Below are 12,580 nucleotides of genomic sequence, written 5' to 3'. Positions count from 1 at the left end.
TATTGGCATTTGCCTCTATTTTCGTACCATCAATAAAAATAGCCTCTTCTTCAATCGCCTTCGCTTCAACTAGTTGACAACGAAATAAGACAAAACACTGACGTAATAATTCTTTTACTTCGGAATGAACACGAAAACGATTAATGGTACGATAACTTGGTTCATAGCCTTGTGCTAACCACATCATACGTACACTGTCTTTGATTAATGACTCTATTTTTCTGCCAGAAAAAACAGACTGTGTATAGGCACATAAGATAATCTTCATCATCATGCGTGGATGGTATGCAGGACAACCTGTTTCACGTAAAAATCCCACAAATGATTCCTCTGGGATATGTTCTACAATATGGTTAACTGCATAGGCGATATCATTTTCTTGTAATTTCATTTCAAAATCTAAAGGCAAAACGACTTGATTCATGGTATAATGTTTAAACATAAAGGATACCTCTTTTCTAAGTTTTTGTGTAGTTACTTTAACTTTATCAGAAGGTATCCTTTTTGCGCATATAAATATTGAAAAAAGTAAAAAAAGTGATACGCCCTAAATTGGCGTACCACTTTTTTCAGTTACTGGGTTTTGTCCCAGCCCCATTTTTTAAATTATCTTCAATTATTTTACGATAGTGACATTAACTGTTTTTACGCCCCAATTCATGGCTGCGCTTTTTGATGGTACGTGAACATCTATTTTATTACCTTTGATAGCACCACCCACATCGGCTGCAGTTGCATAGCCATAGCCTTCAACATATACTTCTGAACCGAGTGGAATCACATTTGGATCAACAGCGATTACTTTTGCATTTGGATTTGCATTCAGGTCAACTCCTGTTGATGTTACTCCAGAGCAACCACCACAATCTGCAGTATACGCCGTTGCTGTAACAGAAATGGTTTTTCCTTCTGGATTGTCATTCTGTGATTTAGATTCGTTCTTCTGTGTATTTTCACTTACTTCTTCTTTTTTCTCGTTTGAATCTGCTGACTTTTGCTCTACTTTTGCTACTGGCTTATCTTCTTGTGAAACATTAACACCTTTAATCGTTAATTCTTGTCCAATAACGATGATGTCTGATTTCAGGTCATTCCATTCTTTAAGATCCTCTATAGATACATCGTATTCTTTTGAAATATCAATCAATGTATCTCCTTTTTCAACTGTATATTTATCATTTATAAATAATGTTTGTTTTGGTTGAATAGTTGTTGATTTTAATTCATTAATTTCAACCAAGTCTTCAACTGTTGTATTATATTCATCTGCAATATCCCAGAGATTGTCCCCTTTTTTTACTTCGTATTCTTCCGCTGATACAGAAGTAACAGCAGCGCCAGCAATAATGATGCCCGTAGCGAATGAAGCCACAAGTTTTTTCATTCGTAGTCCCTCCTTAAATTTCTGACATTGCCTATCGTACCATAGGGGTATAGGCAATGCAGTTACAAGTCGTTTAAGACTCCATTACAAGCATTACCAAATCTAGCGCTATTTATTACAAATGTAATAGATTTGTGATAAAAGTTCTGTGAATCTAGTATTTTGTATTTCAATAGTCATCATTTATGGGATTTTGTAATAAAGTGAAACTTCTATCAGTGGGAGCCTTACTGTCAGTTGTATATAGGATAAAAAAAACGGAGCAAAATTCGCTCATTCCTTATCACTAAATGCTCCGATTTACGCTTCCTATAGTAGCTATTATGGAATAATAGCTACTGCTTGCTTGACCACCACTCCCGCTGCCCACTTCCCTTTCCGTGGGGTTTGTCCTTCAGCTAACTTTTTTAGCAAAACCCGCTCAAAAAAGTGGATCTTCAGGTCAAACATTTCCCACAGGAGTTGAAGTGGCCGGCCTTCGCTATTATCAGGCTCTACAACGCTAGCATGAAGTAACACAGCTGCTTTTATACTCACGGATAGCGATTTTCACTTTACCCATTGTAAAAAAAGTCAACCTATTACTTATGAAAAGAATTGTTGCACCTCCTCATAGCGGAGACTAATTACGTAGACTCCTGCGGGATTAGCGCGAGCCGAAAATCCACTTTGCAACGTGTTCTTCTTTGCAAAGTTAGTTGAGGCCGTGCCCGCCGAAAGCGAAGTAATTCGTCGGAGCATTGCCAATATACATCAAACATTTCAAAATAACTACTTGGCTTAACACAGTCATTGCACTGATTTTATACTTTCTTAACTTATAAAAAACACCTCTTTTTTAACTAGATCGTAGCTTATAGAGAAACAAACCATTTTTATTGGCAGAAAATAATACCTGTTTGTCTTATCAACTGGAATGATATCCCCTTTTAAAAGAAATAAAAACTGCCGAGAAAAATTTCTCGACAGCTTGAGGGAAGATCTATGTTTTTGGCTATTCGTTAATTAAATAATCCTTTAAAAAAGTTGCTCAATGCTTGGAATAATTCACTAAAGAAGTTTGCTACTTTCTCCCAAAATCCCTCGTCCAACCCAAGCTCATTTGCCTTATCCTTAATCGTCGATGCAATATCTTCTAATTGATTTTTAACTTTATCAAAATCAATATTTAAGTCTCGCATCTTTTCAAATAAATCAATCAGCATTTGCTTATCTGCTTCACTAAGAGATATCTCTAGCTTGTCAAGCTGTTCTTGTACAATACGCTCAACATCCTCTTTCGTAGCAGGGTTTTGTTCAGCAATTGTCTGTTTAATTTCGGTTAGTAATTCACTAACCTTTTCCTGACTCATGCCTTCTTTTTTTGCGAGGTCTGTAGCGACATCCAATTCGTCGTTTGCTAGCTCCATACGTTCTTTATCTAGTTGCTCTCCTTTAACATCATAAGCCTTATATATACCCGTTAATGCAGAATGTCCACTAACTTTAACAGGTGAAGCAACGTCCACAGTAGCATTTTCTACTCCCGCGGTCAGCAGGGCGTTCGCATACATTTCTTTCGTAACTTCTGTAATGTTATCTGGAGTAACAATATTAATTGTTAAGCCGTTTCCTTCTTCCTGACGGGTAATTTTTGCACTGGAATACATGTTCGAATTTGGATCACCATTAATATATTTGGCACCATCTTGCCCGGAGACATCAAATTCTTCTACATTATCTGCCTCTTTGATGTTTAATAATTTTCGAACCTCGGTTCGCTGATTCTTATTTAATTGAGCCCCATAAACAACGATTGGTGAGCCTAACTTTTCATTTATACTTTCTGTATCACTAGCTCCATTGTCCGCTTGTACAGGCAAACTTATTCCAAGTACTAGTCCAACAATCAGCATCCCTATTAAAAATTTTTTTAATTGACGTTTTAACATTTTTGTTCTCCTTTTATGTGTACTAATTTATCCTATATTTATTTATTTCCAAATAACATTATGCACCCATTATACCTGTTTTCAAATAATATGGGTATCATTCTTATAAAAAATAAGGCTTGCGATGTAGATAATACGTCTACAACTACTATATAGATTTTAGTCATATATTAATGAAGACTTAACTAGTAAGCAAATTATTTTTCTTTATGTAGCATCTCCTATATATTTAGGGTAACGAAATAATTAGGAAAGAAGGGCATGACCATCATTGATAATCATCCTATAGTAAAGCGAAACTTAGCAATCATGTGGTTTGCTAACTTTTTTATTGCCGGAAGTATGACAATGGTACTTCCATTTATTTCTTTATATATTGAAACAATGGGGAATTTCTCAGATTCATATGTACAGAATTGGTCAGGATGGATATTTGCAATAACCTTTGTAACGGCATTTATTTTTTCTCCGATCTGGGGCAGGATTGGAGACAAATATGGTAGAAAGAAGATTTTAATTTTCTCCGCGGTTGGAATTGGTATCTCCATTTTATTAATGGGATTTGCCACTTCCGTATGGCAGCTATTTTTACTCCGTTTATTTATGGGAGTAGCAACTGGATTTATTCCGATGTCACAAGCCTTTATTTCCACACAGACTCCAAAACATATTGCCGGAAGAGTATTAGGTACGCTGCAAACAGGAAGCATTACCGGAACGCTTATGGGACCTTTACTTGGCGGAACACTTGCTGATACTTTTGGTTATGCCAACACGTTTAAGTGGGTTTCTGTTACTGTTTTCATTTCTGGCATCATCGTTTTACTCGGTGTTAAAGAAGTAAAAACAAAGCTTTCGGATGACGCGAATGATTACCGCACATACACAAGAAAACAGGTTATCCAACACATCGTGAATCAACCCGTGTTACTTGTTGTTATGCTAATTTCAACGTTAGTACAAGTCGCGCATTTTAGCATTCAACCGATCTTATCATTATTTGTTGCAGATATACATGGCCCAGAAAACATAGCATTGTTTGCTGGTATCGCCTTTTCAGCAGCTGGACTTGGAAATTTATTAATGACTAGAAAATGGGGTAAAATTGGTGACAAAATTGGATATATAAAGGTTCTTATCTTTCTGTTATTTATGGCAGGCATTGTATATCTTCCCGGTGCCTTTGTTACGTCGATTTGGCAACTCGTAATATTAAGGTTTTTACTTGGAATATCCATCGGTGGGATTATCCCTTTACGTATCGCGTATATTCGCCAAAAAGCTCCCCTTTCTATGCAAGGAGAAGTACTTGGTTATAACACAAGCCTCCGTTTTTTGGGGAATATTATCGGTCCAGCACTTGGGGGTGCTCTGGCAGGGTTTTTTGGTTTTTCTGCAGTCTTCGTGGTAACAAGTGCATTATTACTTCTGAGCGGTGTTATCATGCTTGTATGCTGGTTTAAATATGAGTATAGCCAAAACGATTCTCATTCACTATCTACACACAGATCATAACGAAATAAGTTTCGTAAATATATGTCATGATAGAATTAGGAAAATCTGTGCTCCTAATCCCATGTTAGGCTAAAGAAATTGATTTATCTGTTAGAATATGCTAAAACTAACAGAGCCCCTTCCTTTGAAGGGACTAGTATCAAATAGAAAGAAAGTGATAGCAGTGGGAATAGTCGTAGTAGAGGTCTGTGACGGAAATGCAATCACTTCCATTAATATAGAAGAGATTCTTGAGAAGGAATTTCCTGAGGTAGCTGTACTCATGAATGAATGTTTATCTTTTTGCGGGCTTTGTAGAGTTAAACCTTATGCACTCGTGAACAATAAACGCATTTTCGGAAACACACCTGAAGAGTGTTTAGACAAAATTAGAGCAGTAATAAAAGAAGAACTGGCTGTGTATGAATAAGCGGCCAGTTCTTCTTTTTATTTAATCATTTCCCGGGAAATATGTCATTATTTGTTATAATTAACTACTTAAAGACTTGCTTGGAAAATTTCAATCGAATCTTGTTTGGTTAATTCCTTAAAGTTGCCGTATCTGGGCTTAGCAATGACTGTTTTCTCAGCCATTTCTTCTACAGAGCTTGCATCAATCGAATAATCGGCTAGGCTAGAAGGCGCACCAATTCCACTCCAAAAAGCGCGTAACCTTTCAATCCCCTCTAAGGCGATGTCACGATCTGTTTTATCTGTAGGGTCTACCGCAAACACACGAATAGCTAGTTGTTTAAAACGCGCTTCGTTTGTTTCGTCCAGTACATGCTTCATCCAATTAGGGAATAATATTGCTAACCCACCACCATGAGGGATGTCATGTACTGCGGATACTGCGTGCTCTAGGTTATGTGTTGCCCAGTCACCTCGAAACCCCATGCTTAGCATATCATTCAATGCTAATGTACCGCTTAACATGATCGTCTCACGGAACTCATAATTTGTTAAATCATTTAATAGCTTTGGTGCTGTTTCTATTACCGTAAGTAAGATAGATTCGCAGAAACGGTCTTGTATTGGCGTATTCCCTGTTTGGTGGAAATAATGTTCCAACACATGTGACATCATATCTACGATACCGTAAATGGTTTGATTTCTCGGAACTGAGAACGTGTGCGTTGGATCAAGGATGGAAAATATTGGATTTGTATATGGAGAACCCCACCCATGCTTTTCATTCGTTTCCCAATTGGTAATAACAGAACCACGATTCATTTCAGAACCGGTAGCTGCTAAGGTTAGGATGGTACCGAATGGAAGTGCATCAAGCGCTTGCTCCTTCTTCGTCACAATGTCCCACATATCTACATCTGTTTTTGCACCTGCAGCAATTGCTTTAGTACAATCAATCGTACTTCCGCCCCCAATAGCTAAAAGAAAATCGATGCCTTCTTTTTTACAAATCGCTACACCTTTACGTACAGTAGAGATTCGCGGATTAGGTTCTACCCCTGCTAATTCATATACTTCTGCGTGAAACTCATTTAGCTTAGTTAAAACATTATCATAAATGCCGTTACGCTTTATACTTCCGCCTCCATAAACGATAAGTACCTTTTTTCCATACGGCTGTATCTCCTCAGGAAGTTTATCCAGTTGGCCTTTTCCAAAGATTAATTTTGTCGGATTATGGTATGTGAAGTTCTCCACTGTTTTAACCTCCTATGCTTTCGTATATACAGTAACATCCATTTCAACGAGTACATCTTTAGGTAATTTACTTACCTCAATCGTAGCTCTTGCAGGATAGGGTTCTGTAAGGTAACTACCGTAAATCTCGTTGATTGTTGCAAAGTCTGTCATCGATTTTAAGTAAATCGTAAATTTTACTGCTTTAGAAAAATCCGTGCCTGCTTCCTGTAAAATTGCTTTAATATTTTCTAAAACTTGTTTTGTTTGACCCTCAATTCCATTAACAACGTTGCCGCTGATCGGGTCAATTCCTATTTGTCCAGACACATAAAGGAAATCACCTGCTTCAATTGCTTGCGAATACGGTCCTAGTGCAACTGGTGCTTGTTCGGTATGAATCGCCTTCACCATGTTACATTCCTCCTTTTATTTCTTTTCACCCCGCATATAACTGGCAGTAATACTCCCACTTTAAGCAATAAAGTGAAGCCAATATGGATAAGTAGGGGATAGACAAACCACTAACTAATTGAAGTTTTACTTTATCATCATAACATGTTCGATTCTACTCTTCTGCTAATTTGTCTTTATATGCCATAACTGATTTCACATAATAAATATCTCCATAGCAAGCTCCTAATTCTTCAGCTCCATCGCGAAGACATCGGTACTTCTCCTTATCCGGATCATTTGCATACATTTCCTGAGAAAATATGATGGCAGCTTCTTGAGAAAATTGATCGGAATGCTTCTTCATATAATTAATAAACCCTTTTCCAAAATTATAGGATTGAACTGCTACAAGCAAATCTCCGTTTGCCTCTTTTAATGTTTGTGAAAAATAATAGACTCCCTGTTTAATAGAGAGCTCTGGATCTTGGATACACCCACGTTCACCACAATAGCTTTCGGATGATTGCATAGGGTCATCTCCTCTTCCGCCAGATTCCTGCATCATCATTGCTAATAATGTATCAATATGTTGCGACACATCATACTGTTTCGCATATTTTTCAACAACTGGCCGATACGCTTTAACTTCCTCACTAATGATCGGAGAGGAGGAAGTAGGTGATGAATTTTCTGCCTGTTCTTGATAAGCTAATAGCGAAATTCCAATAAATAGGGAGAACAGTAGAAAAGCTAGGAAGATGGTTCGTTTTATAGCTGTTTTTATTTTCTTATTGCGTTTCATATGCATCTATTCCTTTATATACGATCTTTAAATAACTATATCTTACCTTCATTGTCAAACATGCTTCATTCTTTACTGTTTTTCTTTCCTAAAATCACAAATGCTCCAGCAATTGCTCCAAACATCATATGACTGATCATCCAGTAGAAAAATGCCATCCCATCCGTTATATCAGGGGTACGGGATGACACTACTGTTGTTGTATATAATAGCAATCCAATCATGCTACCAGATATTACATAAGCTATCAGTTGATTTTGTCGACCAAACTTGTTCAACACAACATATAAGATTGGAACGAGAATAATAGATACGATTAGATGCAGGGAAAACTCTTCTAGCTCATTTAGAGTCCATTCCTTTATAATAGGAATGGAATCTATATTTAATAAGAGTGTATAAACTTGCTTAGAGGTTGTAATTTGTATCAGTTTTAATATTCCACCAAGCATAACACCAGCTACAAGACCTATTACGGCAAGCTTTGATAATTTCATCTCCAGCTTCTCCTTTATCCCATTACATGCTTGATCAAAAACTCTATTCCTAGATTACCTTACTTTAGTTATATTAACAAATCTATTACTAGATCAAAAGATACTAGCTTCATCGCCCATTGCTTGCAACGCAAATAAATCGACAACATAATCATTTAAAAAAAGACCCGTAGGATCTAGCTGCTTTCTAATATTTAGAAATTCATCCAACTTCGGGTAAAGCGCCTTCAATTTTGAGAGATTCAGCTTATGCATTTTCCCCCAATGTGGTCTCCCTTGATAATTTTGAAGTAGCTTTTCCATATCACCGAAATAATTCTCATAGGGCATCCCCTTATACATATGAAAAGCGATATATGCAGAATTACGCTTATAAGCAGGACTGAGCCAAAACTGATCTTGTTTGACCATTCTTACCTCAATTGGAAAATGAACCTGATATCTGGCAGTTTCTACTTTTTCACGTATCGCAATTAGAGCTACTTTTACGTTTTCTAGAGGAATACTGTACTCCATTTCACGAAATCGCACTCGTCGTTCCGTTGCAAATAAATCAAAGCTTTTTCCATGAATAGTTGATGAACCAATTGCCTTTGCTGATAATCGACTGATCGATCGACTTGTGGAAGGGAATAGTCTAACGGTTTCTGATAGAAGCTTAAATAGGTGATTCTCTACTATTAATGCTTCCATTCGATGCTTTCGTAAGGACTGGGGAGCTTGTTCTGAGAGGTTCATTGTCTTTATTTGGACGAGATCAGAGTAAGGAAATAAAAAGCATTCAAAATGACGATTTTGCTCTATTAATGTAGGTAATTGTTCTAATAAGTCTCTAAACTTATATTTACTGCTCGTAAGTTTGTAAGTAGGTGCAGGTATCACGCTGATGGTAATTTCTACGATAACACCCAACAAACCTAAAGAAATGACCCCTGCATGAAATAACGTTTCATCTTGCTCTTTTGCTATAGTTAGAGTTTCTCCTTTTGCAGTTACAAGCGTGAAGCTCAACACCTGTGTAGCTAAATTACCAAATTTAATTCCGGTGCCATGTGTACCTGTAGATATTGCTCCTGCGATACTCTGCACGTTAATATCTCCTAAGTTTTCCTGAGAATAGCCCTCAGCTGCTAATTGCTTTGACAATTCATGAAGGCGTGTACCTGCAAGGATAGTAGCCGTGTTCAATTCCTTATCTAAATGCGTCACTCCAGTTAAATGGTCTAATGACATTAAGTAATCTTCACTGACAGCAATTTCGGTAAATGAATGCCCTGCTCCAACAACTCGTATCCGCCGTTGTTCCTTTCTTGCCATATTTACATAGTCACATACCTCTTCTGCTGATGTTGGAAATAACACTTCTCTAGGCTTACAATGAGCAGTTTCAGACCAATTTTTCCATTCTCTAGTTTCCTTCATTAAAAGAAGCACATCCCTTCTCCACGATATGTTTTATAATGGTCCACAACTTTTCCATTTGTTATACAAGCTATATTCGTAAATCGTTCACATATTTCACCAGCTTTAGCAGCACGAAAAACAACATAATCCCCTAAATGCATTGGTACTGGAATAAACACAGGTGTCTGCACCTCACCCGTACCCTCGACCGAAATGAGTTTGCTACCCTCAGGAAAAACTGGTTGCGGTAACTTATCCACCCCTGGGCTTCCGGAAGCCACATATCCCCCTCCTAAACAAGTATAGATTTGTTGTTCAGGTTGCCGTACAATCGGTAATGTAAAGAAAAGAGAAGGATTCGTTCCGATCGGCTGCTTATAATAATCAAATAACAATGGTGCATAAAAACCAGATCCAACGGTTACCTCTGTTACAACTCTTTCGTTAGAAGTTGTTACCAAACTACCTGTCCCACCCCCATTGACAATTTCAAGAGAGAATCCTTCATTTGTTAAAGCATTGATTATCGCCTTTCTTCTATCGGCTATCTTTGCCACTGATTTTTTCTTTAATACTGTTACAGCTTTGTTCAATACCCATTGCTTGGGTAGTTGATCAGGCACACCAGCAAGCTGCGCTTCATAACCCATTACACCAGTCAACTTTAGATGGGATTGTTTGGAAATAACATGTGCTATCTCTATTACACTCGTTACATCACGTAATGGCGAACGACGGACGCCAAAATGAAAGCCAAAGAAATTAGTACTCATATCGATATCAAGACAGGTATAAATGAGTCCATCATACTGTTTAGCAATGGATTGTAAAAACACAATCTGTTCACGCTGATCTACCATACAAATAATTTTCCCACCCGATTTATTAATCTTTGCAATTTTTGCAAGCAGGGAAGCATCCCAAACCGGATAGCCTAGTAAAATATCACGAAAACCATATTCATACAGAAATAATGCTTCTTTTGGACTAAAACACATTAATCCTTGAAATACGGAACTATTCGCTAATATTCTCTCGATGACTGGAATCGAACGGATCGATTTCGTAGCAATCCTCACCTTTTTGTTATTTGACTTTTCAGAAATTATATCGCAGTTTTTATCTAACGCAGCTAGATCAAGCACCAAACCAGGATGTGGCTCCCGCTCGAGTAGCTCTTTTGTGAACATGACATCACCACCTTTATTCTAGTATCCTTTAATGAAAACTAAAGTGCAAGCTAATAATAAACTAACAACTTTGGCAGTAATCCAGGGATAAAACCCACATTATCTGGAAGAATAAAAAGCGCAAGCGCCCGATTAGAAACCAAGCGACTGGAGTGAACGGTGTACTAGCGATTCGGTGATGACTTAGATTAGTACGATTCGTGAAGTCGCCTAGTTTCTGGGCGCTGGAGCTGGACGCGACTCAACACGCCCATATTCATCCATATGTAATTTTCTAGACAAAAACCAAAAAAATTCTGCTATCAATTGATAGCAGAATTCCTATATCGGACTATCTCCAAAAACTGTCATATCAATGGAATATACTCCCTTTTCGTAAGCAGCCACCAAACAGCACTGCTTTCACATAGCTTATTATATAAAAGGCTTTTCTTCCAAATATTTATAGCCCTAAATCTTTCCTATACTGCTCTAATTCTTTTGTCGTACAGCGCACCCAATGTCCAGGTTTCACTTCACGAAACTCTGGTTCTTCACTTTTATCATGAACGGATGGATCATATGCTGTACGCTGACGACCTCGTTCATAATTCGGATCTGGCAGTGGAATAGCGGATAACAATGATTTCGTATATGGATGAATCGGATTATTATAGAGCTCTTCACTGTCTGCTAGCTCCACCATATTCCCAAAATACATAACGCCAATTCGATCACTAATATATTTTACCATCGATAAATCATGGGCAATAAACAGATACGTTAGCCCTTGATCACGCTGTAGCTTTTTCAATAGATTGACTACCTGTGCTTGAATAGAAACATCCAGTGCCGAAATGGGCTCATCGGCAATGATTAATTCTGGCTCTACGGCAAGTGCTCGCGCGATACCAATCCGTTGACGCTGCCCACCACTAAACTCATGAGGAAAGCGGCTCGCATGCTCTTTGTTCAAGCCTACCACCTGTAGTAATTCTTCTACTCTCGCCTTCCGTTCTGCCTCGTTATTTACGAGATGATGGACATCCAAGCCTTCCGCTATAATATCCATAACTGTCATACGCGGGTTTAACGATGAGGATGGATCCTGAAAAATCATCTGCATTTTTCGATTAAATTTAAGCAGATCCTTCTTCGACTTCTTCCCATGTACATCCTCGTTATTAAACAGTACTTGACCACTTGTGGCCTCATATAAACGAATGATTGTTCTTCCCGTTGTCGACTTTCCACAGCCAGATTCGCCTACTAATCCAAAGGTCTCCCCTTTATAAATATCGAAAGAGATACCATCGACAGCCGTAATGATTTTCTTCCGCCCAGCTCTAAAATGTTTCTTTAGGTTTTTTACTTCTAGTAATTTTTCTTGCTCCATCAAGCTTCACCGTCCTTACTAGCCGTACTCGCAAATCCCTGCATTCTCCGTTTTACCGATGCTGGCGGCTCGATTTTCGGTGCGTCCTCATGGAGTAGCCATGTCGCTGCATAGTGTGTGTCAGATACCTTAAACATCGGCGGCTCCATGACGGTGTCAATTTCTAATGCAAATTCATTACGTGGGGCAAAGGCATCGCCCTTTGGAGGATTCAGCATATCCGGTGGACTTCCAGGAATCGCAAATAATTCCTCTTCATCACTGTCCAGCGTTGGCATCGAACCTAGTAGCCCCCATGTGTATGGGTGCTTCGGATTATAGAAAATATCATCTGTTGTCCCGATTTCGACAATTTTTCCAGCGTACATCACCGCCACTCGGTCTGCAATATTAGCTACAACACCAAGGTCGTGCGTGATAAAAATAATTGCACTATCCGTTTCCTTTTGAATATCCTTCA

At 38.2% G+C, this 12,580-nt stretch carries 14 protein-coding genes; 2 read left to right on the top strand and 12 right to left on the bottom strand.

Translation table 11 applies throughout. The features are described from left to right. The 4 genes from ABDZ84_RS05055 to ABDZ84_RS05040 all read right to left on the bottom strand — a co-directional run. The coding region (locus ABDZ84_RS05055) for a transposase (RefSeq protein WP_343780422.1) at positions 1 to 442 on the bottom strand (442 nt) is incomplete at its 3' end. A 174-nt stretch (positions 443 to 616) separates the two neighbouring features. Further along, positions 617 to 1,384 carry a 3D domain-containing protein gene (locus ABDZ84_RS05050; RefSeq protein WP_026682253.1) on the bottom strand — a complete coding sequence of 256 codons (768 nt, stop codon included), beginning with the start codon at positions 1,382 to 1,384 and terminating at the stop codon, positions 617 to 619. A 321-nt stretch (positions 1,385 to 1,705) separates the two neighbouring features. Next, on the bottom strand, positions 1,706 to 1,921 hold the full coding sequence (locus tag ABDZ84_RS05045) for a hypothetical protein (protein WP_121603973.1): 216 nt from the start codon (positions 1,919 to 1,921) through the stop codon (positions 1,706 to 1,708). 464 nt (positions 1,922 to 2,385) lie between these two features. Further along, entirely contained in the window at positions 2,386 to 3,315 is a 930-nt protein-coding gene (locus ABDZ84_RS05040; RefSeq protein WP_026682254.1) for a DUF1002 domain-containing protein, read from the bottom strand. A gap of 261 nt (positions 3,316 to 3,576) precedes the next feature. Between ABDZ84_RS05040 and ABDZ84_RS05035 the strand changes: the two genes are divergently transcribed. Both ABDZ84_RS05035 and ABDZ84_RS05030 read left to right on the top strand, forming a co-directional pair. After that, entirely contained in the window at positions 3,577 to 4,830 is a 1,254-nt protein-coding gene (locus ABDZ84_RS05035) for an MFS transporter (protein ID WP_034679416.1), read from the top strand. 163 nt (positions 4,831 to 4,993) lie between these two features. Continuing rightward, the gene (locus ABDZ84_RS05030) at positions 4,994 to 5,239 is read left to right on the top strand and encodes a YuzB family protein (protein ID WP_026682256.1); all 246 of its coding nucleotides are present in this window, start codon (positions 4,994 to 4,996) and stop codon (positions 5,237 to 5,239) included. Positions 5,240 to 5,307: 68 nt separating this feature from the next. Here the strand turns inward: ABDZ84_RS05030 and ABDZ84_RS05025 are convergent, their stop codons facing one another. The 8 genes from ABDZ84_RS05025 to ABDZ84_RS04990 form a co-directional block, all read right to left on the bottom strand. Next, entirely contained in the window at positions 5,308 to 6,477 is a 1,170-nt protein-coding gene (locus ABDZ84_RS05025; RefSeq protein ID WP_026682257.1) for an iron-containing alcohol dehydrogenase, read from the bottom strand. Between the two features lie 12 nt (positions 6,478 to 6,489). Beyond that, on the bottom strand, positions 6,490 to 6,870 hold the full coding sequence (locus ABDZ84_RS05020) for a RidA family protein (RefSeq protein ID WP_026682258.1): 381 nt from the start codon (positions 6,868 to 6,870) through the stop codon (positions 6,490 to 6,492). Between the two features lie 154 nt (positions 6,871 to 7,024). After that, complete coding sequence (locus tag ABDZ84_RS05015; RefSeq protein ID WP_026682259.1) at positions 7,025 to 7,654, bottom strand: lysozyme family protein; 630 nt, start codon at positions 7,652 to 7,654, stop codon at positions 7,025 to 7,027. Positions 7,655 to 7,719: 65 nt separating this feature from the next. Beyond that, positions 7,720 to 8,151 carry a hypothetical protein gene (locus ABDZ84_RS05010; protein ID WP_051388389.1) on the bottom strand — a complete coding sequence of 144 codons (432 nt, stop codon included), beginning with the start codon at positions 8,149 to 8,151 and terminating at the stop codon, positions 7,720 to 7,722. 93 nt (positions 8,152 to 8,244) lie between these two features. Beyond that, the gene (locus ABDZ84_RS05005; protein ID WP_051388390.1) at positions 8,245 to 9,573 is read right to left on the bottom strand and encodes a D-arabinono-1,4-lactone oxidase; all 1,329 of its coding nucleotides are present in this window, start codon (positions 9,571 to 9,573) and stop codon (positions 8,245 to 8,247) included. Next, positions 9,573 to 10,745: an alanine racemase gene (locus tag ABDZ84_RS05000; RefSeq protein WP_121604001.1), complete on the bottom strand. Its 1,173-nt coding sequence runs from the start codon at positions 10,743 to 10,745 to the stop codon at positions 9,573 to 9,575. The genes ABDZ84_RS05005 and ABDZ84_RS05000 overlap by 1 nt, the downstream gene beginning before the upstream one ends. 442 nt (positions 10,746 to 11,187) lie before the next feature. Then, positions 11,188 to 12,120, bottom strand: coding sequence for an ABC transporter ATP-binding protein (locus ABDZ84_RS04995; protein WP_121604002.1), 933 nt, complete (start codon positions 12,118 to 12,120; stop codon positions 11,188 to 11,190). Beyond that, positions 12,120 to 12,580: oligopeptide/dipeptide ABC transporter ATP-binding protein (locus ABDZ84_RS04990; protein WP_343780412.1), on the bottom strand; the 461-nt coding region annotated here is incomplete at its 5' end. The genes ABDZ84_RS04990 and ABDZ84_RS04995, both read right to left, overlap by 1 nt.

This window comes from Virgibacillus salarius, from assembly GCF_039521925.1.
Taxonomy (GTDB): Bacteria; Bacillota; Bacilli; order Bacillales; family Amphibacillaceae; genus Virgibacillus; species Virgibacillus salarius.
The sequence above is the reverse complement of the archived record's forward strand: the minus strand, read 5'-3'. Positions and strand labels throughout refer to the sequence as shown.